Below are 25,150 nucleotides of genomic sequence, written 5' to 3'. Positions count from 1 at the left end.
TTATTTCCCTCCCTGATCGAGTTCGGCCGGGACTGACCATTGCTGCGGCAGTTCGGGCATCTTCCCAGGACGGGCGACCCGTAGCTGATAGAGATAGGCCAACAGTTCGGCCACCGCCCGGTAGAGGGTGGCCGGGATCTGCTGCTCCAACTCCACGTGGTGATACAAGGCACGCGCCAAGGGTGGCGCCTCGACCAGGGGGATCCCATGCGCGCGTGCAATTTCCCGGATTTTTGCCGCCACGACATCGGCGCCCTTGGCGAGCAGGACCGGCGCAATGTCCTTACCCTCCTCGTAGCGGAGAGCCACCGCAAAGTGGGTGGGGTTAGTGACCACCACACTGGCCTTGGGTACCGCCGCCATCATGCGCCGCCGCGCCATCTCCCGTTGCAGGCTACGGATCCTGCGCTTGACCTCGGGATTGCCCTCCTGCTCTTTCATCTCGTCCTTGACCTCTTGTTCGGTCATTTTGAGTTTTTCGTTGTAGGACCAAAGCTGAAATGGCACATCAAAGGCAACGATCAGCAGGGTACTGCCGGCCATGAAGACAAAGAGCAGGCCAAGCATGGCGAAGAGATGATGAATGGCAACCTGCGGGCTCTCGTGGATCAATCCCAGCAGGGCGCGACGCTGCGCGTAGACCAGGGTCACGCCAATGCCGCCAATCACCAGTGCCTTGAGCAGCGCCTTGACGAGCTCCAGCAGTGCATGCTTGGAAACCATACGTTGCAGCCCCGTCAGCGGATTGAGATGGGAAAAATCAGGCACCAAAGCCTTGCCACTGAAGTTCCAGCCCCCCAGAACCATCCCGGAAAAGAGCACGACCAGCACCAGAATCAACAAAAACGGCAGCAGCCATTCCAGGGCGAAGGTGGTCATCTGTACCAGTTGGCGCAACATATCGCGTTCGTTCAGCATCACCGCAGGCGACAAGTGCAATCCGGCCCGCAGAAAGTCGCTACTGGCAGAGGACAAACGCGCCCCAAAAAAGTAAAACAATACCGCCGCTGCGAGCAAAACCGCACTGGTGGAAAGCTCGCGGGAGCGCGGCACCTGCCCTTTCCGCCGCGCCTCCTCGATGCGTTTTCCGGTCGGCTGTTGGTTGCGCTCCTGCCCGCTCTCTTCGGCCATCGTTCAACCTCGCGCCGCTTGTAGCAATACCTGACCGCTGAGGTGCAAAGAGATCTGCAGCAGTTGTCGCACCAGCATCTGCATGGCCGGCATCAACAAAGCCAGGGCAATAAATCCCACGACAATCAACAACGGAAAACCGATGACAAAGAGATTGAGCTGTGGTGCCAGCTTGCTCAACACCCCCAAAGCGATATTGATCAACAACAGCGCCCCCAGCACCGGCGCCGCAATTGCCAGCCCCAGGGAAAAAACCATAGCGCCCGCCGCTGCCAGGCTGTGCCAGGCATCTGCGTGGAGAACGATCTGATCACTTACCGGAAAAATCGTGAAACTGCGATCGAGCACCACCAGCGTCAGCAATTGCCCATTCAGGGCCATGAAAAGCAACAGAACAACAAGATTCAAAAAATTCGAGAGAGTGGGGATCTCCACGCCCGTCTGCGGATCAAAAAAGGTGCTGAAGCCGAGCCCCATCTGCAGACTGATGACCGATCCGGCAAACTGTACTGCACTGAAAATCAGGGTCACGGCAAAGCCAATACTGACACCGATAAGGATCTGTTCGATCAGCAAGAGTAATCCCCCGCCGCTCAAAAAATCCACTGGCGGCATGGCCGGCAAGGCCGGCGCCAGCGCCACACTGAGCAGCACGGCCAGACCAACCCGTACCTGAATGGGGATTTGCGTCGCACTGAATACCGGCGCGGTACTGAGAAAGGCCAGAATCCGCACGAAAGGCCAGAAAAAAGCGCCGATCCAGTGTTCTATCTGCAGGCTGCTGATGCTGATCATTGGCTGATCAATTGCGGAATCTGCTGAAACAGATGCGTGGTGTAGCTCATCATCAGTTGCAGCATCCACGGTCCCGCGATCACCCCCACGAGGGCAAGCACAAGGACCTTGGGCACAAAGCTCAGAGTCATTTCATTGATCTGCGTTGCTGCCTGAAAAATGCTCACCAATACCCCAACCACCAGGGCGACGCCAAGCAGGGGAAGAGACAGCCAGAGTGCGGTCCAAATTGCATGCTCAGCCACAGTAATGACACTACCCGGACTCATTTTCGCCTCCTTCCTAGTGCACGAAGCTTTGCACCAGAGAGCCAATGACCAGATCCCAGCCATTGACCAGAACAAACAGCATCAATTTGAAGGGAAAGGATACGGTCACCGGCGATAACATCATCATTCCCAGAGACATCAACACTGCTGCCACCACCAGATCGATGATGACGAAAGGGATAAAAATCAAAAATCCGATCTGAAATCCTGTTTTTAATTCCGAGGTAATAAAGGCAGGGATCAGCAGATCCATGGGCGTATCGTCCGGCGCACGCAATTGCTTATGACCCGACAATTTCACGAACAATGCCAGGTCATCCGGCCGCGTTTGTGCCAACATGAAGGTGCGCAGCGGGCCTTCGGAACGGTCCATCGCTTGACTCAAACTGATTTGATTATTCGCCAGCGGCTGCAATGCCTCGGTATTCAGCTTTTGAAACACCGGCGCCATCACAAAAAAGGTCAGGAACAGCGCCAGTCCCACCATCACCTGAGAAGGTGGCATCTGGGTGGAGCCCAGGGCCTGTTTGAGCAGAGAAAGTACGATGATGATGCGGGTGAAGGCCGTCATCATGAGCAGCATGGCGGGCAGAAACACCAGCACCGACATGAAGAGCAGCGTCTGGATGCTCAGACTGTAGTCGGTACCACCACCAGCCGTGGGCGTTGCCGTCACCCCCGGCATTCCGGCCGCAAAGCTCGGGCTGGCTAGGAGGAGCCCTCCGAGGAGGAGCCCGCTGCTGAGGAGGACCGTTTTTCCCCTGCGGATCTTGCTTGCTGATTCTGCCATTGCTCTTGCTTACGCCTCTCCATTGCTTGCCGCAGCCAGCCGGAAAAGGCCGGACTGCCGGAATCCACGGGCAGCGGTTCTAGGAGAGTATGCAGGAGGGTGATCCCGGCCGGCGTCGCTCCCAGCAGTAATTGCTGCTTGCCGACCTCCACTAGCAAGAGGCGTTCCCGCGTGCCGAGGGGAAGCGATGCCAAGACCCGCATAGGGCTACCCGAGACACCGGCAACGCCGGGTTGCAGACGACGAAAGAGCCAGATCAAGGCGAAAAATACCAGTAATACGAGGATCAGGGCGGCGATCAGGCGCAGGATTGCCCAAGGGGAAAAGACTGCAGGACCCGTCTGCGCAGCAAACGCCGGGAGCGGGGCAAGCAGCAGCACAAGAAGCAGATGACGAAGTCTTGACAGCTGCAATGACGAATCCTTGACAGGGCGCTGCTGCTTCAACGGAGCTTCTTCGCGCGCTCGGCGGGACTGATGATATCGGTCAGCCGGATGCCAAATTTATCATTGACCAGGACCACCTCGCCTTGGGCAATCAGATAGCCGTTCACCAGCACATCCATCGGCTCACCCGCCAGACGCTCGAGTTCCACTACCGATCCCTGCGCCAGCTGCAGGAGATTGCGGATCTGAATCTTGGTGTGCCCGAGTTCGACGGAAAGCGTGACGGGGATGTCGAGAATCATATCGAGGTTATCGATCTTTTCCGCTGTGCCCGCGTCCTGTAGGGGCGGCATGGAGACCGGCCTTGCGGCAGCGGGATCTGTTGCCGTTTTTTTGCCAGTATCTGACCCCTGGTCAACCGCCGCCTCGCCCGGCATGGACGCAACCGCCTCCTGCTCTGCCAGGGCTGCCGACCAGTCTGCCATGATGTCGTCAGCAGCACTCTGACCCGAGGGATCCTTATCGCTTTCGGCCATCTTTATTTCTCCCACGCCGCCATGGCGTTCAAGCCTTCTTCTGTTTCCGGTGTCAGGCCATGATCAAACTGAATGGCATATTTTTCGCCATGTATGCCATAACGACCAGAAAACACCGGAATGCCATCCACTCGTGCCACGAGTTGCTCAGGCATATCAATCGGAATCACGTCACCGTCGCGTAATTGCAAGACCTGTCCCAGTGTCAATTTCTTACGGACGAATTCAATCTCCAAATTCAGCTCGGCTTCCTGCAATTCGCTGTTGAGCGATTGGATCCAGCGTTTATCGACTTCCGAGCGGTCCGCCATGGTACCTGCGGTAAGCTGGTCACGCACCGGCTCGACCATACCGTAAGGCAGACACACCTGCAGAGATCCGGAGCCCGATTCGAGCTCCACATGGAACTCCGTGGTAATGACCACCTCCGTTGGAGTGGCAATATTGACAAATTGCGGATTCACTTCGGACCGCTGCGGCTCCGGCGCCAAATCAATGACCGGTTTCCATGCGGTTTTAAAGTCTTGCAGCGCCATTCCCAATAACTTATTGATGATTCTGGATTCCAAGGGGGTAAAATCCCTGCCTTCGATACGCGCATGAAAACGCCCATCCCCGCCAAAATAATTGTCGATAATGGAAAAGATCAGGCGTGGATCAAAGACAAAAAGACAACTGCCCCGCAAGGGCTTCAGGGAAACGATATTGATATTGCTGGGCACCACCAGACTGCGAATGAACTCACTGTATTTCACCAGCTTCACCGCGCCAATGGAGATTTCTGCGCTGCGACGCAAAAAATTGAATAAACTGACCCGCCACAGTCGGGCAAAGCGTTCGTTCATCACCTCCAGGGTCGGCATGCGTCCCCGCACAATACGATCCTGATTGGCCAGATCGTAGGGACGGATTCCGCCTTCCTCAGGCACATCTCCCGGGGACAGGTCGACCTCACCCTCATTCATACCCTGAAAGAGCGCGTCCACCTCGTCCTGACTCAAGATTTGCTGACTCATACGCGAGCGCCTACACGAAAGTGCTCAACAGGCCCTGATGCGTCATCCGCGTCGGCGCTGCGGACAGCACAGGGGCGACGGCATCCGTCGAGCCGTCATCGGCATCGCTGGCTCCGCGCTCATTGCGCCGCTCGCCCGCGGTACCTGACCAACCGGAGCCCACACTTGCCTGACCAAGATTCAGGCCCATGGCAGCAAAATTTTGCTGCAGTTGCGGTACCGCTGCCGAGATCGCCGCGCGAACGTCGGCGTGGGCTGATAAAAATACCGCGGAAGCCTGCCCGTTCTGCCCCAGCTCCAGCTGTACCACCAGGGGGCCAAGGTGTTCTGGATGGAGGTGAATGACGGCCTGCTGCACACCGCCCTGGGCCATCCATTGCACCCCCTGGGCAAGCGCTTGCCCCCAGGCAGGCTGCTCCTCCAGCGATGGCGAAAGCTGCACCTGCGCCGGAGTCGCTACGCTGCCTGCGAGCTGGGGCATCTGCAGGATGCCAAACAGGGAGTTGCTGTCGGACAGGGGGCTATTCGTCAGATCTACTTTCGCCTTTGCCAGTTCTGCTGTACCCGTCGTTGTTCCCGTCAGGGAATCCGTGGTCAGCGCCGTCTTCAGCAGCGGTCGAAACAGCTCGCTGGCAGTGGCAATATCGCTTTGATTCAATCCCGAGAAGGCCTGATCGGAACGCAGGGTGCCGTTGCTCTGCAGGTCTTGCAGCAATCGACCGCTCGGCGTCGCCCGATCCTCCCCTTTGGCCTTTTCGGCCTGCGGGGGCAGCATCGGAGGATTTACCGGCGCGAGCAAAATCGGCAGAGGCGTGTCGCCACTGGCCGCGTTCCTGGAATCCTTGCCATCTTTTACATCCTTTTTTGCTGCGGCATCCGACAGTAGCGACATAGGGTTCACCGGCGACATCTGCACTGCCGGGGTCTTCGGCGCGGAAGATCCCTCTACGCTGCGGCCTACAACAGGCACCCCAGACGGATTCGCCGGCAGACCGTGCAAATCCGCCCCATCAACCGGCGCGCGCGTCGGCTCGGCAGGCGCATGCCGATCCTTACTGTGTGCTTCTGTCCCAGTCTTTTGCTTGGGTGCCGCGGCCTGCAAGGAGGTTCCTGTTTGCTGAGCCGCTCCGGGATCCTCCTTCCCGGTTGACTGACTTGTGGCGTCGCTGCGTGTGAGCACCGGCGCGCCCTGTGCATTGCCTGCACCCTGACCCGCATCAGCACCTTTCTCGGACTGCTGCGACAAGACCTGGGCAAAGCCAGAAGCGCTATCTCCCGGGTTCGTTTCCGCCTTGGCACTGACCGCCACGGCCTGCTCTGGGGCTGCCAGCCCCCCTACAGGTAGCATACTCATACGCCAATCTCCGCTATCAATGCCAAGTCTCAAGCAAAAAACGATCCAATCAAAACCCCACACGCATCTGCACTGCGCGCAACGCCCAGTCATCCATCTCCTTCTGTGCCTTTTTCAATTCTGCCAATTGTCGGTCGTGGTCCAGACGTTGCAAAAGGTGAGAAAAACCCCGTTCCCTGGCCTTGGCCTGCTGCCATTGCTCCTGCAAGTGCTGCAGGCGCTGCTCTTGCTCCCGGATCAACCGCCCCTGCTGCTGCAGCACGGTCGTCAATTGCTGCAAGAAGCCGCGCCAACGCAGAATATCGCCTCCGGCAATCCCCGCGCTTTCCCGTGCGGCAGACTCTTGCCGGTACTGGTCCAGATATCCCTGCAGCAAGGCATACTTTTCCCGCAACTGGTTGAGCATCTGGCGTTGCGCGAGCAGTGAGCGACGCAGGTCCTGTTCCCGCATACCGGCCATGTCCTGCAGGTAGCGAATGGTTTGCTCGCGGCTCATGCCTCAGGCCCCATCGCCCGCGGACCCTCGTCGAGGAGCGACGTCAATTCCTGCTGCGCCTGGGCCAAGGAGACCGACTCGAACTGATCCTGGCAGAGAAATTTTTCGATCTGCGGATACAACTGCACGGCTTGATCCAGCACCGGGTCCATCCCCGGGGCATAGGCGCCCACGGCAATGAGATCCCGTTGCTCGCGATAGCGACCATAGAGGCGCTTCAAACGCTGCATCGCCTGTACCTGACGTGCCGGGCTGATGTTGGGCATGACCCGGCTGATGGAGGATTCCAGATCAATCGCCGGATAGTGCCCCTGTTCCGCCAATGCGCGCGACAAGACGATATGCCCATCGAGAACTGCACGGGCATTGTCGGCGATGGGGTCTTGCTGGTCATCTCCCTCCATCAGCACCGTATAGAAGGCGGTAATGCTCCCGCCCCCGGCATCACCGTTTCCTGCCCGCTCTACCAGGGCAGGCAAGCGGGCGAATACCGAAGGCGGATAACCGCGCACCGCCGGCGGCTCACCCACCGCCAGCGCAATCTCGCGCTGGGCCATCGCATAGCGCGTCAGCGAGTCCATCAGGAGCAGCACATGCTGTCCACGCTCACGATAATACTCGGCAATCGCAGTGCTGAGATGCGCGCCCCGAATGCGCGTCAGGGCGGGGGCGTCTGCGGGCGCGGCGACCACCACGGCTCGCCGCCGGCCTTCCTCCCCAAGGATCTCGTCGATGAATTCCTTTACCTCACGTCCGCGCTCCCCAATCAAGCCGACAACGATGACATCGGCATCGGTGTTGCGTGCCATCATGCCGAGCAGCACACTCTTGCCCACCCCGCTCCCGGCAAAAAGCCCCATGCGCGCGCCACGACCAACGGTGAAAAGGGCGTTGATCGCACGCACGCCCACATCCAGAGGCTGACGGATCGGAGTTCGATTCAGCGGATTGATGGCTTTCCCGGTGAGGGAGACCGGCTCCGCGTCGGCTAGTGGCCCCTTGCCGTCAAGCGGCAATCCCTGGCCATCGACGACCCGCCCGAGCATGGCCGGACTGGCAACCCCCTGCGCCTCCCCCGCCAGGGGCTGGACGCGCGCGCCAGGAGCGACACCGTGTAGATCACCGGCAGCCATCAACTGCAAACGCCCATCCTGAAACCCCACGACCTCAGCGTCTACCGCACGGCCATTGGCTGCCCGCACCTGACAACGTGTACCAATGCCAGCGCTCAGCCCTTCGGCCTCCAGGACCAGACCGACGATCCGCAGCAAGCGACCACCAGGCAACAAGGGTGGCAACGTCTCTGGCAGGCGTTTGCGCAATTGCAGGAGATGGGCCTCCCAGCGCTCCTGGGTCAGTGCTTCCATCCTCAGGCCTCGATCCCGGCAAACAGCGTGTCCAATATCTGCCGCCAACGCGTCGCGAGGCGCAGGTCGAGCTCCGTCGCAGACGCCTCAGAACGCTCCCGCCAGCGGCGGTCGGGACGCAGGGAATCCGTATCCAGGCCCGCCTGCACGACCAGCGAACCCCGCTCCAGTGCTTCGTCCGGCGCCAGAGTAACACCCGCATCGACCAGCTCGGGGAGTTGCTCTTCGACCAGCGCAGAATCCTGTGGATGCAAGCGCAAGACCACTGCCCCATCGGCGATTGGCACACTGGCCAACGCCTCCCGCAGCAGCGGCAGGATCTGCTCGGGATGTGTCTGCAGCTCCTGGCGGATCACCTGCCTTGCCAATTCCAGGGCCAAGGCAAGCAAGGCCTGTTCCACGCCATCGCTGAGCCGCTCAACAGGCATGGCCAGTTGCTCTACAAGTTGCCGAAAGATCTGGATGTCCTTTCGGGCCGCTGCCAAGCCCTCCTCACGCCCGGCGGCGTAGCCTTCCTCCCGCCCACGCTGTCGCCCCTCTTCTTCCGCCTGCGCAACCAGCTGTTGCAGGGCTTCTGCCGTCGGCAGACGCAAGCCCTGCGGCTCGACTTCCTCGCCCGCCTCCTCGGCCGGAGGGTTTTCTTCTACCTCCTGCGCACTCGCAGCTGCGGCGATACCGTGCATTTGCGGCATGCGCCAGGCACGCAAATTCGCAATAGTTTCCCGCTGGATGATGTCGGCGTCGGTGGCGGTCATTTACAGCAGCTCCTCGCCACCACCACTCAGGTTGATCTGACCCGCGGCATCGAGACGCTGCGCCACCTGCAGAATGGCCTTTTGCGCAGCCTCGACCTCGCTCAGACGCACGGGCCCCTTGGCCTCCAGGTCGTCCCGTAACATTTCCGCGGCACGTTTGGACATATTGGCAAAAAAGCTCTCGCGCAGAGGACCCGGAGCCCCCTTCAGGGCAACGACGAGACCATCAGATGGCACTTCGCGCAAGAGGACCTGCAAGCTGCGATCGTCCAGCTTGGCAAGGTCGTCAAAGACAAACATCTTTTCCTGCACCTTTTCCGCCAATTCCGGTTCGGATTCGCGAATCTGGTCCAAAATGCTGCCGGAGCGACTGCTTTCCAGCCGGTTGAGAATCTCGGCCGCCGCCTTGGGTCCACCCAGAGTCGCGACCTGCAAAGATTGGGAGTCGCCGGAAATCTGCTCCTCCAGGATCTCATTGAGCTCGCGAATGGCCCCCGGCTGCACGGTTTCCAGGCTGGCAAGACGCATCATCGCCTCGCCAACGGTGCGTTCGGGCAGAAAATGGATCACCTCACTCGCCTGCTCGGGTTCCATATAGGCGAGGATCATGGCGAGCACCTGCGGGTGCTCCAGCTTGATCAGATCAGCGACCGAACGGGCATCCATCCACTTCAGATTTTCCAGACCATTGGCCTCGCCACCATGCAGGATGCGGTCGATGATCGAACCCGCCTTATCACCTAAGGCCTTGGTGAGCATGCCACGAATGTATTGATCGCTGCCGACCCCCAAGGATGTCTGGTGCTCCAGACGGGCGCGAAAATCCGAGAGTACCGTGCGTGCCTGATCGGTGCTGACCTGCGCCATCTTTGCCATCATGGCACCTAGCTTTTGCACCTCCCGCGGGCCGAGGTGGCGCATCACTTCTGCAGCCTCATCCTCGCCCAGACTGAGCAGAAGAATGGCACTGCGCTCGATGCCATTCAGATCAGCTTCGCTGCTCACCGTTCAACCATTCCTTTACTACCTGCGCGGCCCGGGCGGGATCCTGCATCACCAGTTGCCGCGCGACGTATAGATCTGCCTTGAGGGGGTCTGCCGGCAGTTCGATCTCTTCTTCAGCCCCGGCCCAGACGGGTCCTGTTTGGGTTCCCGGGGTGGCTCCCTGCTGTCCGGGCGGCTGCTCTCCGTGCGCCGATGCCAGCGCGGCAGCTTGCGCCCGCTCCTGGCGGTCACGCAGCAGGTGCAAGACCGGCTTGATGAGACCCAGGAAGAGCAGGAAAGCGAGGAGCAGGATGGCCAGATAGCGCAGGGCACCGTGCGCCAGGCTGAGGAACCAGGTCTGTTGCCACCACGGCAGAGTGGCGTTCATCTGACTACCGGCAAAAGGCATCTGCACGACTTTTACGGAGTCACCGCGCTTGGCATCGTAACCAATAGCTTCCTCCACCAACTGCTGGATCTGCTGGATCTGCGCCGGCGCGAGGGCAGAAAACTGCTTTCCATCGCCACCCGGCAGCGGCTTTTCATCGATCAATACGGCGACGGAAACCCGCTTGACGCTGCCGACGGGGCTGACGGTGTGGACGATGGTTTTATCGACATCGTAATTGGTGGTCGTGTCGTTGCTGCTCTGGGTGGGCGCGAGACTCTTCAGAGTGGGGGCCAGCGCAATCAGTCCCGCCGGCGAGAGCGTGGAAACCACTGGCGCGGTGAGGGGTGCAATCGCCACCCCCGGTGGTTGATTGGAGAGCGCCCCCGGGACGCCATAGGGCCCTTCGCCACCGTTGCTGCTGCTACTGTGGGTCTGCTGGCTGAGGACCTGATTCTTGCCGTAGGTGACCGAGCTGCTCTCGCTTTTGGCAAAGTCGATATTCGCCGACACCGCAACATGCACGGCATTGCTCCCCACAATCGGGGAAATGATCGCCTCGATACGCTTTTGATATTGCGCATCGACGGCCTGCTGGTAGGCAAACTGCGCCGGCTGCAGCCCCAGAGACGAGCTGGCATCACTGCTCAACAGGTTGCCATGCTGGTCGACTACCGTGACATTTTTGTCTTCCAGACCCGGTACGCTGGCCGCAACCAAGTGGACGATCCCCGCCACCTGAGCGGCAGAAAGTTGCCGTCCAGGATACATCGTCAGCATGACCGATGCCGTCGGCTTCTGCTCCTGGTCCAGAAAGACCGATGGCTTGGGAATGGCCAGTTGCACCCGTGCGTGCTCAACTTCTCCCAGGGAGGAGATGGTGCGTTCGAGCGAGCCCTCGAGGGCGCGCTGATAATTGACGTGCTCAACAAAATCACTGGTGCCCATGGGTTCGTGATCGAGCAGTTCGAAACCTACCGCATCGCCATGTGGCAAGCCCTCTGCCGCCAGCTTCATCCGCGTGCTGTACACCACATCACTAGGGACGGTAATGACCGTACCCCCATCGGTAATACGAAAGGGAACATTCAGCTTCTGTAACTGAGCGATGACCTGCCCACCATCACGATCGGAAAGCCCGGCATAGAGGACCTGATAGTTGCCAGACCCATGCCAGAACGCCGCGACGAGGAGCACGGCAACGACAGCGGCAAGCACCACCAGAAAGGCGAAACGACGATTGGCTGGCATCTCCTGCCAGCGTTGTTGCCACTGGCGCGGATCAAGACGCGCGGCAGAAGGATTCAGGGCTTGTTCGGCCATGGGACATCAACCCTGCGCGCTCAGGCAGAAATATTCATGATGTCCTGGTAGGCAGAAACAAGCTTGTTGCGTACCTGGAGCATGGTCTGAAAGGAGAGATCGGCCTTCTGCGAGGCAACCATCACCTGACTTAGGCTCACCTGCGGATCACCGCTGGCAAACTGATTCTGAAGTGTACTTGCGGACTGCTGCTGGGCATTGACGCCGTCCACCATCTGTTTGAGCGTATCGGCAAATTCTCCCACTCCACCACTGTTCGAAGTGTTGTTTTTCAGGCCCTGCGCCTGCTCGCTCAGGGCACGCAGTTGGCTCAGCAAACCATCCAGCGAATCTATACTGCTCATGACCATATCCTTCCTGGGAATGCTTTCCCAAAATGAAGCAATATCCAGGCCAAACTATCCAAGGTCGAAACCCGCCTCCCGCAAGCGCTGCAGTTTGTGGCGCAGGGTACGCGCACTGATTCCCAACAAACGCGCCGCTTCACCACGCGAACCTCCGCTTTTTGCGAGAGCATCGGCAATCAACTCTCGCTCATAGTGCCCCTTTTGCTCCCCCAATGCCAATTCTGCAACAGATGTCTGTTCCTCGATTGCCGTCCCGTTTTCTGCCATCTCACCCGGCAGATCCAGGTCCCGCGCCTGTATTTCGTCACCTTCCGCTAAAATCAAGGCACGTTGCAGCGCATTTTGCAGCTCGCGCACGTTGCCCGGCCAGTCATGCGCGAGGAGGGCCTGTTCCGCAGTCGGCGACAACGTCCGCGAGCGCAGCCCGAGGGCAGTTACCGCCTGCCCCAGGAGATAGCGGGCCAGTGGGATTATGTCTTCGCGCCGCTCGCGTAGGGCGGGGATCTGTAACGGCACCACCTGCAATCGGTAATAAAGGTCGGCACGGAACTGTCCGCTTTTTACTGCCTCCCCGAGGTCGCGATTGCTCGTCGCAATGACACGGATATCCAGGGAAATCGTGCGTTGTCCGCCGACCCGCTCCAGCTCTCGCTCCTGCAATACGCGCAGCAGCTTGGCCTGCAGGGCAAGGGGCATTTCCGTCACCTCGTCGAGCAACAGGGTGCCATTCTGCGCCTGCTCGAATTTTCCCGCACTCGCCTGCGTCGCGCCGGTGAAGGCACCTTTTTCGTGGCCAAAGAGTGTCGCCTCCAGCAAGGTTTCGGGGATGGCAGCACAATTCACGGCAACGAAGGGACCTTTGGCGCGGGCACTGTGCTGATGGAGATAGCGCGCCAGCACCTCCTTCCCGACACCACTCTCGCCCGTCAACAAGACGGTGGCGTCACTCTGCGCCACTTTCTCTGCGCGCTCCAGACAACGCCGCATACTCGGTGCCTCGGCAATCAGCTGCTTATCGTCGCCAGCGCGAGGCAGGAGATGCTTTTGCAGCTTCGCCTGCAGGCTTTCCATCTCGAAGGGCTTCACCAGATAGTCCACCGCCCCGCCCTGCAGTGCCCGCACCGCCTCTTCGATCGTTCCCCAGGCGGTCATCATCAGCACTGGCGGGGCTTGGCGGCGCTCACGCAGGGCCGCCAGGAGACCATAGCCATCCAGCCGCGGCATTTGCACATCGCTAAGGATGAGATCGGCGGGGAAATTTGCCAACTGCGTCAGGGCCGCCTCGCCATCGCTGGCATGACGAAGGAGATACCCAAGATCACTCAGGGCCTCCTGTAATACCTCAGCGAAATCCGGGTCATCCTCGACCAATAGAATGCGGAATGCCATGCGCTTTTCGTTCATCCTGACTCCGAGCGACTGACCAACGGATCGGGGAGCGCAGCGAAAGGCACGCGCAGTACAAAGCAGGCGCCGGGCCGATTGTCCTCGACATGGAGATCGCCGCCCATGCCCGTGACGAAGTTGCGCGCAATACTCAAACCCAATCCCGTGCCCTCGCGTCGACCACTCACAAAAGGCTGAAAAATCCGCTCGCGTTCCGCTTCGGCGACCCCCGGGCCAGAGTCCATGACCCGCAGAATCCAGAAATTGCCGCTGCGTGTGCCCAGGGCATGTACGGTAGTCGAAGCAGGCGCAAAATGCAGGGCATTCTGCAGTAGATTGCCGATGACGCTGACCCAGACGTCTGCGCTGCCTGTCAAAATCCAGTCATCCTCTCCGAGCCGCAGATCGAGATCGACATTTTTTTGACGATACAAGGGCGCGAATACCCGCTCCAATCCTGCTCCGAGATCTGCCATGCGCACGCTGCTGTCCTCAGCCGGCAGGCTGCCACGCAAAAACTGCAGCATGGCGTCGATGACCCCCTGCAAATGCCGCAATCGATCCAATGCCCGTTGCTGCTGGCGCGCAAAATGTTCGGCATCCCGCTCCGGCCGCAATTGGCCGACCGCGAGCAGCGCCGTCGCCAGCGGCGTACGCAGTTGGTGCGCGAGGCCCGCCATTGTCTCCCCCAAGGCTGCCAGACGCTCGCGTCGCTGACTGGCGGCTTCGCGGGCACGGGCTGCGGTCACATCCTGCAAGAGCAGAATTTTCCCACCTTCGCCGGGTAGCGGCGTGACGGCAATGGCTAGGCGCCGGCGTTCAGACCCAATCGCCAACAGACACTCCGCGCCCCCCTCCTGAATTGCCAACCCGGGCAATTCCGGCCAGGTCCAGCCCAGCTCCCGAGTCTCCAGCAGTCGCTCTGCGGCGGGGTTCATCTGCAGAATCTGCCCTTGCGAATCGAGCAGTAATACCGCCCCGGGCAGCATTTCCAGCAGCATTGCCAGACGCTGGCCCAGGGTCTCCTTGGCCTGCAGTTCTTCGCGCAGGCGCTGGTTGGCGGCGGCCAACTCACCGTTGAGGCGATGTACCTCCGCCTGCAAGGTGCCATAGGCGTCACTCAGCTCGCGCGAAGCGTTGTTGAAGAGTTCAAAGGCCTCCAGCAGGCGGGCGGCGTCTTGCGGATCTGGATTGCCCGGCACCAAGGCGTCACTCCCTGCCGGGCTGTATGGCATATTTACGTAGCTTCTCCACCAAAGTCGTGCGCCGCAGCCCCAGTCGTTCGGCGGCCCGCGCTACCACTTGATCGCAGAGATCCAGGGCCTGCAGGATCAGATTCCGCTCGATCTCTTCCAGATAGTTTTTGAGATCAAAAGGACCATCCGGCAGACGATGCGCTTCCTCGCCAAATTCCGCGACCGGCAGCGGCTCCTCTGGCTCCATCGCCCAAACTGTCCGCAAGGCATCGCTTTCCGCTTCGGCATTCCTGCCACTTTCCCAAATGTGCCGCGGCAAATCCGAGAGCTGCACCTCCTCTCCAGTGCGGAGGATGCTGAGTCGTTCGACCAGATTCCGCAGCTCCAGCACATTGCCGGGCCAACAATGCTCGAGCAAGACCTGCTTTACTTCCGGGGACAAACGAAAAGGCGCGAAACCCTCTTCGTGCCGCTGTGCCAAAAAATGTTCCAGCAGCAAAAAAAGATCGTCGCCGCGTCGGCGCAGAGGTGGCAATTCCACCGGAAAAACATTCAGGCGGTAATAGAGATCCTCCCGAAACAGACCGTCGCGAATGCGCGCCTCCAGATCGCGGTGCGTCGCAGCAATGATGCGTACATCGGCATCCCGCGCCTTGCTGCCACCCACGCGCTCATATTGATGTTCTTGTAGAACGCGCAGCAACTTCACCTGCATTGGCGGGGTCATTTCCGCAACTTCATCGAGAAAGAGCGTGCCGCCCTCCGCCAGCTCGAAACGCCCCTTGCGGGTCAGCAAGGCGCCGGTGAACGCCCCTTTTTCATGACCGAACAGCTCACTTTCCATCAACTCGGGGGGAATCGCACCACAGTTGATCGCCACAAAGGGGCCGGCGGCGCGGGCGGAGTGCTGGTGCAAGCACTGGGCAACCACCTCCTTGCCCGTTCCCGACTCGCCCAGGATCAATACCGTGCTGTCCGTTGCGGCAACCTTACTCAGGAGCCGAGTGACAATGCACAGGGCCTCACTGTGGCCAATCAGACCACAGCTTTCGCGCGACAAGGCACGGCGATCGGCAGGGTTCTGCGGCGCAGTGGTTTCGACAAGGCTTTCCATCATTCCTTTCTCGTTTTGCGATCCATTCTGCTCCCGCGCAATCTGGCAACCTCACGCCGATGATGTCGGAAGATTAGTCGATCCAGCATTTCTTGCACGCCAGGGCTCAGGCGAAACAAGAAACGCCACCGCGGCGGCACAGAATCCGTGACCATTTGTTCGAAGCCCGCGCTGGGCAGGCGCAGGGGCATCGCCAGGCGCGGATGCAAAAAAACTTCCACCAGCGTCGGAGAATCGGCAGGTCGCCAGTCGTCGTCTGGGGTAATCTGCAGTGAATCGCTGCGGAGTTCACAGGGATATGCAGCCGGCAACGGCTCTTGCGCGCGGATTCCAGCGCTGAGCAAGGTGAGTAAGAGATCGGTCTTGATTTGCAGCTGCGTCAGGACCGAGCGATCGTCTTCGTCGGTGTTGCCAGTTTCTTCATCCCATACCAGGAGGGCACGCAACAAGACACGATTATCGCCCATGAAGTCCGCGAATTCTTCTTCCTGTCCCGACCACGAGCGAATCGCAACGGGTAATTTGGCGGTTATGGCTACCCCAGGTCCATCCACGTTTCTCTCTCCATTTTGGAGAGAGCATAGAGCCTCAACCGCGTTCGAGCAAACCTCGCCAGCCGTCACGCAGGTCTTCGAGTATGGGCCGGCAACTCGCCAGGGCATCGAGGTCGTCAAAGATGTTTGCCAGGGCGAGTTTTTCCAGGACGAATCGATACAGACTTTCCAGATTGGTAGCGATTTCCCCGCCTCGCTCGTGATCGACACTCGCGAGCAGATGTGCCGTCAATTGATACGCCTTGTCCATGGCCTCCGCCTTTTCTGCGATCCGCTTTTCCCGAATCGCCAGATCGGCGCGCCGCAGATATTCGAGAATCCCTTCCAACCCCATCAGGACCAGACGGTCGGAGGAGATCCCCTGCTGACCTACCTGCCGGTAGGCCTGTACTGCGTTCATTACCGCTGCCATACCCTAACCCCTCGATGTTCAGGAAGAAGAACTACTGCTGGAAGAACTGGAAGAACCGCTGTTGTAGAAGGCATTGAGATACTGACTGGTGGACTGCAGCGTGGACAGTTGCGACTGCATGGCGGCGAATTGCTGGGTGAGCAAGGCGGTCTGATTACTTGCCGATTGCTGTAGGGTCGCAATCTGAGCATTCAGACCGCTGATGGTCGAGTTGATACCATTCTGCGCTGCCGTGATGAAGCCGTTCTGCGAGCTCAATGCCTGGCTCAGCAGGCTGTTCATCTGCTGATAGAGTCCCTGGCTCAGAGACACCGTGCCCAGATTGCCGGTATCGCTGCCCAGAATCTTCACTTGCAGGCCCAGGGCATTGCCCGGCCCGGTCACGGTCAGGTTCTGTCCACTGCCGCTCGCCAACTGCCCGTTGATGGTCCCCGCCACATCCGTACCCGAGGCTGCCAGCGTACTGGTACCAATGCCGGTCCCACCAGATGCCACGTTGGAGACCACCGTAAAGCTCTGCGCCGACCCATACCCTGCCGACTGCAATTCCAGCTTTCCGTTATCGTTGCTAGAGGTGATTCCCGTCATGCCACTTTGCTGCAGGGTCGCATTGATGGTATTGACCACGGCACTGAGGCTGCTGCCAGAACTCAGGGAAACCACGACAGACTGTGCTCCGGAGCCAAAGGTCAGGCTCTCACTTTGCGCCAATCCGCCGCTGGGAAAGGCGGAACTGGAAAGAATTTCCGCCTGACTGGCAGCCTGGGAGACATTGATTGCATAGGTACCAGCCACCGTGGAACCGCTGGCGCCAACATACTGCACGCTGCTGTTGCTGGTCTGCCCGGTCTGGCCAAAGAGCCCCACCACGTCCTGATAATCCGCGTTCAGCGCCGTTTGCAAGGTACCGGTATTGAGGTTGATGGTGCCACTGCTGCTCAAGCCCAGGCCGACAGAACCCAGCGAATTGTAACTGGCACCGGAACTCAGGCCGACCGCGGGATTGCTGATCAGATTGAGGAGTTGAGTACGTAGGCCATTGACTGCGGCATTCCCGAGTAGAGGCCCCCCAGAACCCGCCTGGGCATTATAGGCGGTGAGTGTATTGATAGTACCCATGGTTTTGTTGAAGGCGCTCACGAAGCTTTGCACCGTCGTTACGAAGCCGGTATTACTGGCGCTCACCTGCAAGGTGGTGCTGCCACTGCTGGCCTGCAACAGATTAAGACTTACTCCAGGGATTGCACCGGAGATGGTATTGCTGCTGCTGGTCACCGGCAGACCATTGATGCTGACGCCTGCGTTTTGCGCCGCCTGACTCTGGGTCATCCCGCCAGAAGCACCGCTGCTGTAGCTCAGGCTCGCAAGGGATCCTGTCGCCCCACTTACGGATACGGTAAAAAACTGATTGGCGCCAGTATTGGTGCCAGTCAGGGTCAAACGATAGCCGGTGCCGTCATAAATCACTCCGGCATTGACACCCGCGTTGGCACCATTGATCGCTTGCGCAATGCCATCCAAGGTATCGTTATTGCTGTTGATGGCAATACTTTGGACCGCACCGCTGCCCACCTGGATTTGCAGGGTACCGGTACCCACCCCGCTGCTGGTACTCGCAAAATTATTGGAGTACACGCTCTGCGCCTGGGCGAGAACGATATTACTGAGGTTGTAGCTTCCCTGCTGAGCATTGGCGCTGGCAGTAGCTGACGCCAGAGAGGTATTAGCGACTGTGGCACTGCGATTATTGGTGCTGCCGATGTTCTGCAACGCCCCCAGGGCCGACTGCAGGCTGGAAAGACTGCTCTGCAAGGTGCCCCAAGCACTCAACGTAGTCTGCTGCGTCTGTTGCTGATTCTGTAGGAGCGTGATGGGCGCCTGATAGGCAGCGCTGAGATTGGTGATCAGACTCTGTACATCGATGCCACTCACCAGACCAGAAAGGGATGTCGACATTGCCTTCTCCTACGCCTTGCTCTGCAATAGCAAACCCATTGGGTTTTCAGAATCTGCCGCCTTTGTCACCTGATCGGCGGGAACGTAATACGAAAAAAATACTTGTTTGGTTACGGTGTCCGATAATTTGATCAGGACCTGATTGGGATGATTGCCATTCGGGTCCAGTCCTGCTTCCAATGAAAATGATGACTGCGACTTCGCCACTTTGTCCTGCAATTTTTGAATCGACTGCTGGAGCTGCTCTGCCGAAACCGGGCTAGAGGAATGCCCCTCCTGCGGCGCGGCAATCGGTGTACTGGTTGTCGAAGAAGAGGTACCTGCGCCAGCTACGGGAGCAGACGAAATTCCGGCCTCTTTGGCCACACTACTGATCTGCACTGCACTGATCTGGGCGTTTAGGGTTGGACTGTCCATGGCTTACACCTCTTTGCCAACTGCGTTAGCAGCCAGTAAAACCTCCCGGGCGTCCCCGGGAGGCGAGACTGCCAGACCTTACGGCAAGAGCTTGAGGTAGCTCTGCTGCAAGGAGTTTTCCTGCGCCAGGGTCGAGATACCGGCCTGCTGCAGGATCTGGTACTTGGTCAACTGCGACGTTGCCTGGGCAATATTCGCATCCTGTACCGTCGACTGCGCCGACTGCAGATTGGTCGCTGTCGTCTGGTCATTGCTGACCGATGCCTGCACCCGATTCTGAATGGCACCCAGAGCACCATTCTGCTGGTTCAGGTAGTTGATGGCCTGATCGATGATGCCAATAGCCTGCTGCGCACCCGCTGCCGTACTGACGTTGATGCTCGCCACCTGCGAACCACCAGCACCCGAGGATAGCGATGCGGCAGCACTGCTGAAGCCAATCAAGGAACCACTGCCAATCGAGTAGGAGCTTGCCGATTCAAATTGAACTGCGCCCTGGATTAGAAAATTAGCGCCACCACTGGTGATTGCATTTCCTACAGAGGAGGCAGTGCTACCGCTGACCGCCTGCAGCGAACCCGTCGATCCAGAGGCAAGACCCGCACCGGAGAGTGCGCCGCCACTGGTCAGCCCCGCCGAGATGTTGATGTTGTTGCCATTACTATTGGTCAACACCAGTTCAGCCTTGCCACTCACCACTTGGGTGCTGGCAGACGTACCGGTAATGGCAGCCTGATTGTTGATGGCCGTCACCAGCGCACTCAAATCGGGCTGACCATTACTACCATTGGTCACGTCAGCAGAAATATTCACCGCATTGGTGGGGCTACCGCTGCTGCCATTGCTCAGAGTGAAGGTATAGGTACCCGTGGTTGCCGTTAAGGCCACACTCGTATAGCCCTGCGCGGTCACACCGGTCTGGCTCGATACGGCATTCACCGCGGCAGCGATATTGGCCGCCGACTCACCAGTACTATTCACCGAAACGGATGCCGTCCCAACACTGCCAACAATGCTTAGGCTGCCCGAAGCAAAATTACCCGCGCCACCCGAACTGACGGTAAATGCGCCACCTGCCGCATAGCCACCATTAACGTAACTGCCATCAGTAGAGTACACAGTACCAGAGGCAGTCGCTGCGTAATTTCCCATCGCATTGGTCTGGGTGTTGCCCACCGCCACATTGATGATCTGGTTACTGTTGGCACCCACCTGGAAGGCCGCGCCGGCAAAGGTACCGTCCAGAATGTTCTGGCCGTTGAACTGGGTCTGGGTGGCGATGGTCTGCACCTGGGCCAGCAACTGGCTCACAACGCCCTGCAGGGCCTGCCGATCCGAGGTGGTGTTGGAGGCGTTGGCCGCCTGCACCGCTGTGGTCCGAATCTGCTGCAACAGACTGGTCTGGTTCTGGATGGCACCAGTAGCCGTCTGGATCAGGGAAACACCCTGGTTGCCATTGGAAACCGCCTGATTCAGGCCGTTGATCTGGGTCTGAAAACGCTGGGCAATGGCATAGCCAGCGGGGTTGTCTTGCGGGCCATTGATGCTCTTGCCCGTGGACAACTGCTGCAGATAGGTATTCAGGCTGCCCTGGGTGCCGTTGAGGGCATTGAGGGTACTCAATGCACCTGCGTTGGTATTGATGATTCCTGCAATAGCCATGAGAAAACTCCTTTCTTAGGGGAAAATTTGGCGTCCATGCCAATGTGAGATCCACCTCACAGTTCTCTTAACGACACACTGCAGAAAAACTTGAATACGGTTCGTGGCAACCTTGAGCAACGTGGCCAGCGCGGCTAGAGTGATTTCTTGAACGAGCCGACTGGAAGGGAGGAAAACATGAGCGTGCAAGAGGAGCATCGCTGCTTGCCAGAAGCCGAATACCTTGCCGCGGAGGCGGCGGCCCCCTACAAAAGCGAATACGTGGCGGGTGAGATCTTTGCCATGGCCGGCGCCAGCGAGCGGCACAACATTATTGCTGGAAATATATTTTTCCATCTGCGGGCCATCACCCGCGGACAGCCCTGTCGCGCCTTCATGGCCGATATGAAGCTGCGGGTATCTACCCGCTCTGCCTATTACTACCCCGACGCCATGCTGGTCTGTGATCCCGAAGATGATCATCCGCAGTACAAAACCTCCCCCTGTCTGCTCGCCGAAGTCCAGTCCCCCGCTACCGCAGCCATCGACGAGCGGGAAAAATGGCTGGCCTACCGGGATATTCCCAGCCTGCAGTACTATCTGCTGGTGGATTCCGAAAAGATCCATGCCCGCCTGCTCAGTCGTGAGGGACAGGTCTGGCGTGAGCAGATCCTGGACCCCGAGGATGCCGTTTCCCTGCGCTGCGGCGGCTTATCGATTACCCTCTCCCTCGACGACTTCTATGAAGACAGTGGACTGATCTGAGTAGGTCAGGATCAGGGCAGCCACGCGGCAAGCCAGTCATCCAGGCGGTTTTCGAGCAGCCAATGAGCGCGCACCTGTTCCCGTAGACGGTCCCCCATCTCCGCCAGTGCCTGCCGGTCTGCGACGGCTTCGCGGATGGCCCTGACCCAGTCGCGATAGCGGTTACTCACCCGTACTACTGGAAAATCCCCCTGGTAGGGATATACATCGGAACAGACCACGGGATAACCGAGAATTCCATATTCCAGGAGCCGCAGATGGCTCTTTGCCTCGTTGAAGGGATTGTCTTCCAGCGGCGCGATGGCGAGATCCAGATCCAGGCTGGCGAGCTTGGCCGGATACTGCGGCAGAGGCACCCCGGTATGAAACTCCCGGACATAAGGCTTGAGTGCGTCCGGACAAAGCCCAAAAAAGATCCAGTCCACTTCTTCGGCGAGGTCGCGCACCACGTCCGCCACCATTTCGAGGTCACCGGTGTGCCCCACCCCACCAGCCCAGCCCACGCGCGGTTTATCATTGCCGCGGCGCTGTGCCTGTAGCGAACCCCAAACGGCATCCTCGATACAATTGGGTTGTACCCGGACCTCATCGCTGAAGCCCTTGTAGGCTTGTGCGAGCGGTTCCGTTGCCACCACCAGCCGGTTACATAGCCCCGCCGCCTTGCGGAAGCGTTTGGCGATGTCTTTGTGAATATGCGCCTTGTGCAGGCTCTTGACCGGCAGATTGGTGATCAAGTCGTCGATCTCGAAGACGCGGAAGGCCCCGCTCAAGGCCTTGTGTCGCTCCAGCGCCTCGATCTGCGGCCACTCCATCTGTCGCTGCAAAACAATACTGTCGGGCTGCATCCGTTCCATTTCGGCAGGCTCGAAGATACGCATGGTTTCCCAACCCTGCGTCCGCCCTGCCCGGTTGAGCGCGCGCATCGGCGCGATGATGCGATACTCGCCGCAGCCTTCGCGATCCGCCGGATGCACCAGAATGCGCGGCCGCGGGCGCCAGCCGGGATCCCAGGTCAGGGCCGCCTCACTTTCGATGAGAAAGTCCGTACTCGCCAGGCTCAACTGGAGGTTATAAGCAGGGTCAGCAGCGATCTGCGGGAGCCATTTCCGATAGAAGGCCATTTTCTCGCCGGCAAAGCGTTTTTCTTTTTCCGGACTGGGCTTTTTCTCCACTTCGCCGCGCTGACTGGCGGAACCCTCGTGCATCAGGATGGCCCATGGGGTGAAAACGATTTTTTTGCCGAGTTCCCGGACTTTCAGACAAAGATCGATATCATTGTAAGAAACCTGGAATTTCTCATCATCCAGACCGCCAGCCTGCTGATATAGTTCTTTGGAGAGCAACAGGCAGGCGCCAGTCACTGCCGAGAGGTCTTGGGTGAGCATCGCCCGCCCGTAGTAACCTCGGTATTCTGCCGCTTGTCCGATGAAGGCGTGCTCCGCCGGGCCTTTCATTCCCAAAATGACGCCAGCGTGCTGAATCTTGCCATCGGGGAACAGTAATTTGGCACCAACGATACCGACTTCCGGCCGCAAGGCCTGACTGACCATTTCGTCCAGCCAGTCCTCATGCAGGGCTGCCGTGTCATTGTTGAGCAGCAGCAGATAGTCGCCGCGTGCTTGTTCCACCGCCCGGTTGTTCATCGCCGAGAAATTGAAGGCGCCAGGGTGCCGCAGTACCCGGAGGCGTCCGCCCAGACTTTCTTCCTGCGCCTCCAGCAACTGCAGATAGTTTCTGGTTTCCTCGTCGTCACTGTCGTTGTCCACGAGCAGAATTTCGTAGTGGGGGTAGCGCGTCTTCTCGATGATCGATTCCACGCAGCGTTGCAAAATGCCCAGCTGATTGCGTGTCGGGATGATGATCGAGACGGTGGGAGTTGCCGTCAGGGGATAGCGCACCCGGGTCGAGGGCGGGAATGGTCCCGGCAGGACCTCCGCGGCAATCTGCAAACGCTGCAGGTGACGCTCCAGCGCGGTCTTGCTCGCCGCCAGAATCTCCTCGATGGACTGATTGCAGTGTCCGCCTCCCTGCAAGCGGTGATAAAGGACGGCGGGAATATGTCCAATACCGGCATCTCCCACCCGTTCCCAGGCGCGTAATACAAGATCGTAGTCCTCCGCCCCATCCGCCGCGGGATCAAAGCCGCCCAGAGCCTCAAAGATCTCCTTCCTGATGACAAGCAAGCCCCCCACATAAGGCAGACTGCGCAGATAATCGATATTGAAATCCGGCTTGCAATGCGGGTTGGTATGCTGCCCGTCTGCCGTCAGCGAGTCTTCGTCGGTATAGAGCAGCTGCCATTCGGGGTGTGTGGTTATAGCCTGCTGGATGCGGAAAATCGCGTCCGGTGCCAGCTCGTCCCCGGCATCGAGCAAAGCGATCCACTCAGCGCGGCTGGCAAGGAGCTTGTCGTTGACGCCGGCAAGCCAGTTTTCGCTTGCGGGCGGAAGTTCCAGCAGCTCCGCCCGCTCCCACTGTGTCTCGACACTGACGATCGTGGCCTGCGCAGAACGGGAGGGATGCAACAACAAGGCAAGCGCAATATGTGGCGACGGCTGGCCCGAAGCCTTCTGGGCCTGCGATACTTCCTCGGCCCAGCGAACTTCCAGCGGTAGCCAACGAGATTCGGAGGCCCAGGACTGAAAATACTTTGAAAATAGGCTGTTGTTTGATGAACCCTCACTACCAAGGCAATTGACAGGAGATAATGGTTGAGGTCGGAGAACAAACCCCAACCGCGTACCCTGTTGTCGCAGATAGGACCACGTGCCGAGAGCGAGCTCTTGAATACTCTGCTGACGTTGAGATTGTCCCGGGTGGATTCGAAGTCTCGCCAAAGGTTCTGCTACGTACGCAAGATCGCCTCGGGAGAGCAGGTGCATGGCAAAGCAGACATCGCCGGCTCCGACGCAGCTACGCCCGAACAGGTTCATCACATGGGGTTCGTCAATCGCCAGCGCATCGCTGCGCCGGAACATCATGCAGGTTGGTTCACCCAGTAGATTGCCGTGCACGAGGAGATGGCCGATCACTTCGGTGCCACGTAGACGGCCCGTCACCAACGACAGGGGTGGCAGAAGGGTCTCATCAAGGAGCTGACCTGCTGCATCGATCGGAAGACGTCGAACGGCGGCAAGCCGAACGCCTGGATGAGCGCGCCAAGCCTCGACAAGCCGTTCTACTGCCTCTGGCGCAAGCAGATCATCGTCATACAGCGGTTTGATAAAAGTCCCGCGAGCGACGAGACGTATGCCTTCGGTTAGGTTCACGCCTTCGCTCAGTGACTCGGCATTGCGTCGATAAGTCAATCGAGGTTCTTGTTTTATGTAGTTCTCGCAAACTTTCGCGACAGCATCGGTAGGGCAGTCGTCGAGGACGAGAACCTCAGTATGCGGGTAGGTTTGCGCCAAGGCGCTGTCGAGGCAGGCGGCGAGGAAATCGGCGCGGAACGCCGGGATCACGATGGACACCAAAGGTTTCTCATCTATGGCATCCACAGGCCGAGCGAACTCCATGATCAGCGTCGATTCGAGGCGGGTCTCCAGTCCGGACAGATGGGGGTCGGTACTCTCGTTGATCTTGACACGCTGCGGTTGCTCAAGGCCAGCCCAACTTGCCAGACGCGTCAATTCTTCTTCGTCGACAAGCCATTTATGTCCCCATTCGCGCATCGCTATGTTGAGACATTCAGCGCGGGTTCTGATCCACTGGTACCCATACTTTTCAAGCCACGGCTGACGCCAATTGTTCTCAGCGTATTGTGAAACGGTCT

Annotated in this window: 24 protein-coding genes; 1 reads left to right on the top strand and 23 read right to left on the bottom strand. The window is 59.1% G+C overall.

Features of this window, described 5'->3' with window-relative positions; genetic code table 11:
* The 22 genes from flhB to ACQAYK_RS04710 form a co-directional block, all read right to left on the bottom strand.
* The gene (flhB, locus tag ACQAYK_RS04815; RefSeq protein WP_215871948.1) at positions 1-1,131 is read right to left on the bottom strand and encodes a flagellar biosynthesis protein FlhB; all 1,131 of its coding nucleotides are present in this window, start codon (positions 1,129-1,131) and stop codon (positions 1-3) included.
* 3 nt (positions 1,132-1,134) lie between these two features.
* Positions 1,135-1,926, bottom strand: coding sequence for a flagellar biosynthetic protein FliR (gene fliR / locus ACQAYK_RS04810; RefSeq protein ID WP_483168001.1), 792 nt, complete (start codon positions 1,924-1,926; stop codon positions 1,135-1,137).
* Positions 1,923-2,195: a flagellar biosynthesis protein FliQ gene (gene fliQ, locus ACQAYK_RS04805; protein WP_215871950.1), complete on the bottom strand. Its 273-nt coding sequence runs from the start codon at positions 2,193-2,195 to the stop codon at positions 1,923-1,925. Before fliQ ends, fliR begins: the two co-directional genes overlap by 4 nt.
* A 13-nt stretch (positions 2,196-2,208) precedes the next feature.
* Positions 2,209-2,985: a flagellar type III secretion system pore protein FliP gene (fliP, locus tag ACQAYK_RS04800; protein ID WP_483168000.1), complete on the bottom strand. Its 777-nt coding sequence runs from the start codon at positions 2,983-2,985 to the stop codon at positions 2,209-2,211.
* On the bottom strand, positions 2,904-3,398 hold the full coding sequence (gene fliO / locus ACQAYK_RS04795) for a flagellar biosynthetic protein FliO (protein ID WP_483167999.1): 495 nt from the start codon (positions 3,396-3,398) through the stop codon (positions 2,904-2,906). Before fliO ends, fliP begins: the two co-directional genes overlap by 82 nt.
* A 29-nt stretch (positions 3,399-3,427) precedes the next feature.
* Positions 3,428-3,907: a flagellar motor switch protein FliN gene (gene fliN / locus ACQAYK_RS04790; protein WP_483167998.1), complete on the bottom strand. Its 480-nt coding sequence runs from the start codon at positions 3,905-3,907 to the stop codon at positions 3,428-3,430.
* Positions 3,908-3,909: 2 nt separating this feature from the next.
* Positions 3,910-4,923 carry a flagellar motor switch protein FliM gene (gene fliM, locus ACQAYK_RS04785; protein ID WP_483167997.1) on the bottom strand — a complete coding sequence of 338 codons (1,014 nt, stop codon included), beginning with the start codon at positions 4,921-4,923 and terminating at the stop codon, positions 3,910-3,912.
* Between the two features lie 10 nt (positions 4,924-4,933).
* Positions 4,934-6,277 (bottom strand): flagellar hook-length control protein FliK, encoded by a 1,344-nt coding sequence (locus ACQAYK_RS04780; protein WP_483167996.1) that lies wholly within the window; start codon positions 6,275-6,277, stop codon positions 4,934-4,936.
* Positions 6,278-6,326: 49 nt separating this feature from the next.
* A complete protein-coding gene (gene fliJ, locus ACQAYK_RS04775) occupies positions 6,327-6,773 on the bottom strand; it encodes a flagellar export protein FliJ (protein WP_483167995.1) in 447 nt (148 codons plus the stop codon).
* Positions 6,770-8,140 (bottom strand): flagellar protein export ATPase FliI, encoded by a 1,371-nt coding sequence (gene fliI, locus ACQAYK_RS04770; protein WP_483167994.1) that lies wholly within the window; start codon positions 8,138-8,140, stop codon positions 6,770-6,772. The genes fliJ and fliI overlap by 4 nt, the downstream gene beginning before the upstream one ends.
* Before the next feature lie 2 nt (positions 8,141-8,142).
* Entirely contained in the window at positions 8,143-8,895 is a 753-nt protein-coding gene (locus ACQAYK_RS04765; protein ID WP_483167993.1) for a FliH/SctL family protein, read from the bottom strand.
* Positions 8,896-9,900: a flagellar motor switch protein FliG gene (gene fliG, locus ACQAYK_RS04760; protein ID WP_483167992.1), complete on the bottom strand. Its 1,005-nt coding sequence runs from the start codon at positions 9,898-9,900 to the stop codon at positions 8,896-8,898.
* On the bottom strand, positions 9,884-11,590 hold the full coding sequence (fliF, locus tag ACQAYK_RS04755; protein WP_483167991.1) for a flagellar basal-body MS-ring/collar protein FliF: 1,707 nt from the start codon (positions 11,588-11,590) through the stop codon (positions 9,884-9,886). The genes fliG and fliF overlap by 17 nt, the downstream gene beginning before the upstream one ends.
* A gap of 20 nt (positions 11,591-11,610) precedes the next feature.
* Positions 11,611-11,934, bottom strand: a complete 324-nt coding sequence (gene fliE, locus ACQAYK_RS04750) for a flagellar hook-basal body complex protein FliE (RefSeq protein WP_483167990.1) — start codon at positions 11,932-11,934, stop codon at positions 11,611-11,613.
* A gap of 54 nt (positions 11,935-11,988) precedes the next feature.
* On the bottom strand, positions 11,989-13,341 hold the full coding sequence (locus ACQAYK_RS04745) for a sigma-54-dependent transcriptional regulator (protein ID WP_483167989.1): 1,353 nt from the start codon (positions 13,339-13,341) through the stop codon (positions 11,989-11,991).
* Positions 13,338-14,558, bottom strand: a complete 1,221-nt coding sequence (locus tag ACQAYK_RS04740) for a sensor histidine kinase (protein WP_483167988.1) — start codon at positions 14,556-14,558, stop codon at positions 13,338-13,340. Before ACQAYK_RS04740 ends, ACQAYK_RS04745 begins: the two co-directional genes overlap by 4 nt.
* Positions 14,533-15,636 carry a sigma-54 interaction domain-containing protein gene (locus ACQAYK_RS04735; protein WP_483167987.1) on the bottom strand — a complete coding sequence of 368 codons (1,104 nt, stop codon included), beginning with the start codon at positions 15,634-15,636 and terminating at the stop codon, positions 14,533-14,535. Before ACQAYK_RS04735 ends, ACQAYK_RS04740 begins: the two co-directional genes overlap by 26 nt.
* Entirely contained in the window at positions 15,633-16,187 is a 555-nt protein-coding gene (locus ACQAYK_RS04730; RefSeq protein WP_483167986.1) for a PilZ domain-containing protein, read from the bottom strand. Before ACQAYK_RS04730 ends, ACQAYK_RS04735 begins: the two co-directional genes overlap by 4 nt.
* 34 nt (positions 16,188-16,221) lie before the next feature.
* Positions 16,222-16,599 carry a flagellar export chaperone FliS gene (gene fliS / locus ACQAYK_RS04725; protein WP_483167985.1) on the bottom strand — a complete coding sequence of 126 codons (378 nt, stop codon included), beginning with the start codon at positions 16,597-16,599 and terminating at the stop codon, positions 16,222-16,224.
* Between the two features lie 18 nt (positions 16,600-16,617).
* Entirely contained in the window at positions 16,618-18,555 is a 1,938-nt protein-coding gene (gene fliD / locus ACQAYK_RS04720; RefSeq protein WP_483167984.1) for a flagellar filament capping protein FliD, read from the bottom strand.
* A 9-nt stretch (positions 18,556-18,564) separates the two neighbouring features.
* Entirely contained in the window at positions 18,565-18,972 is a 408-nt protein-coding gene (locus ACQAYK_RS04715; RefSeq protein ID WP_483167983.1) for a hypothetical protein, read from the bottom strand.
* A gap of 78 nt (positions 18,973-19,050) precedes the next feature.
* A complete protein-coding gene (locus ACQAYK_RS04710; protein WP_483167982.1) occupies positions 19,051-20,634 on the bottom strand; it encodes a flagellin N-terminal helical domain-containing protein in 1,584 nt (527 codons plus the stop codon).
* Between the two features lie 177 nt (positions 20,635-20,811).
* Here ACQAYK_RS04710 and ACQAYK_RS04705 point away from each other — a divergent pair, with 177 nt between their 5' ends.
* Positions 20,812-21,378 (top strand): Uma2 family endonuclease, encoded by a 567-nt coding sequence (locus ACQAYK_RS04705; protein WP_483167981.1) that lies wholly within the window; start codon positions 20,812-20,814, stop codon positions 21,376-21,378.
* A gap of 11 nt (positions 21,379-21,389) precedes the next feature.
* Here ACQAYK_RS04705 and ACQAYK_RS04700 read toward each other — a convergent pair whose 3' ends face one another.
* A complete protein-coding gene (locus tag ACQAYK_RS04700; protein WP_483168023.1) occupies positions 21,390-25,049 on the bottom strand; it encodes a glycosyltransferase in 3,660 nt (1,219 codons plus the stop codon).
* Between the last annotated feature and the right edge of the window lie 101 nt (positions 25,050-25,150).

Origin of the sequence: Acidithiobacillus sp. AC3 (assembly GCF_050261095.1) — a bacterium.
GTDB lineage: Bacteria > Pseudomonadota > Gammaproteobacteria > Acidithiobacillales > Acidithiobacillaceae > Igneacidithiobacillus > Igneacidithiobacillus copahuensis.
The sequence above is the reverse complement of the archived record's forward strand: the minus strand, read 5'-3'. Positions and strand labels throughout refer to the sequence as shown.

Excerpts from the sequence above, each read along its gene's own strand:
- fliD (WP_483167984.1), bottom strand. The coding sequence starts at position 18,555 with ATGTCGACATCCCTTTCTGGTCTGGTGAGTGGCATCGATGTACAGAGT.
- fliN (WP_483167998.1), bottom strand. The coding sequence starts at position 3,907 with ATGGCCGAAAGCGATAAGGATCCCTCGGGTCAGAGTGCTGCTGACGAC.
- fliS (WP_483167985.1), bottom strand. The coding sequence starts at position 16,599 with ATGGCAGCGGTAATGAACGCAGTACAGGCCTACCGGCAGGTAGGTCAG.
- ACQAYK_RS04735 (WP_483167987.1), bottom strand. The coding sequence starts at position 15,636 with ATGATGGAAAGCCTTGTCGAAACCACTGCGCCGCAGAACCCTGCCGAT.
- fliJ (WP_483167995.1), bottom strand. The coding sequence starts at position 6,773 with ATGAGCCGCGAGCAAACCATTCGCTACCTGCAGGACATGGCCGGTATG.
- ACQAYK_RS04715 (WP_483167983.1), bottom strand. The coding sequence starts at position 18,972 with ATGGACAGTCCAACCCTAAACGCCCAGATCAGTGCAGTGCAGATCAGT.
- ACQAYK_RS04700 (WP_483168023.1), bottom strand. The coding sequence starts at position 25,049 with ATGCGCGAATGGGGACATAAATGGCTTGTCGACGAAGAAGAATTGACG.
- fliF (WP_483167991.1), bottom strand. The coding sequence starts at position 11,590 with ATGGCCGAACAAGCCCTGAATCCTTCTGCCGCGCGTCTTGATCCGCGC.
- ACQAYK_RS04705 (WP_483167981.1), top strand. The coding sequence starts at position 20,812 with ATGAGCGTGCAAGAGGAGCATCGCTGCTTGCCAGAAGCCGAATACCTT.
- fliQ (WP_215871950.1), bottom strand. The coding sequence starts at position 2,195 with ATGAGTCCGGGTAGTGTCATTACTGTGGCTGAGCATGCAATTTGGACC.
- ACQAYK_RS04710 (WP_483167982.1), bottom strand. The coding sequence starts at position 20,634 with ATGGCTATTGCAGGAATCATCAATACCAACGCAGGTGCATTGAGTACC.
- fliE (WP_483167990.1), bottom strand. The coding sequence starts at position 11,934 with ATGAGCAGTATAGATTCGCTGGATGGTTTGCTGAGCCAACTGCGTGCC.
- ACQAYK_RS04745 (WP_483167989.1), bottom strand. The coding sequence starts at position 13,341 with ATGAACGAAAAGCGCATGGCATTCCGCATTCTATTGGTCGAGGATGAC.
- ACQAYK_RS04780 (WP_483167996.1), bottom strand. The coding sequence starts at position 6,277 with ATGAGTATGCTACCTGTAGGGGGGCTGGCAGCCCCAGAGCAGGCCGTG.
- flhB (WP_215871948.1), bottom strand. The coding sequence starts at position 1,131 with ATGGCCGAAGAGAGCGGGCAGGAGCGCAACCAACAGCCGACCGGAAAA.
- fliM (WP_483167997.1), bottom strand. The coding sequence starts at position 4,923 with ATGAGTCAGCAAATCTTGAGTCAGGACGAGGTGGACGCGCTCTTTCAG.
- ACQAYK_RS04740 (WP_483167988.1), bottom strand. The coding sequence starts at position 14,558 with ATGCCATACAGCCCGGCAGGGAGTGACGCCTTGGTGCCGGGCAATCCA.
- fliP (WP_483168000.1), bottom strand. The coding sequence starts at position 2,985 with ATGGCAGAATCAGCAAGCAAGATCCGCAGGGGAAAAACGGTCCTCCTC.
- fliI (WP_483167994.1), bottom strand. The coding sequence starts at position 8,140 with ATGGAAGCACTGACCCAGGAGCGCTGGGAGGCCCATCTCCTGCAATTG.
- ACQAYK_RS04765 (WP_483167993.1), bottom strand. The coding sequence starts at position 8,895 with ATGACCGCCACCGACGCCGACATCATCCAGCGGGAAACTATTGCGAAT.
- fliR (WP_483168001.1), bottom strand. The coding sequence starts at position 1,926 with ATGATCAGCATCAGCAGCCTGCAGATAGAACACTGGATCGGCGCTTTT.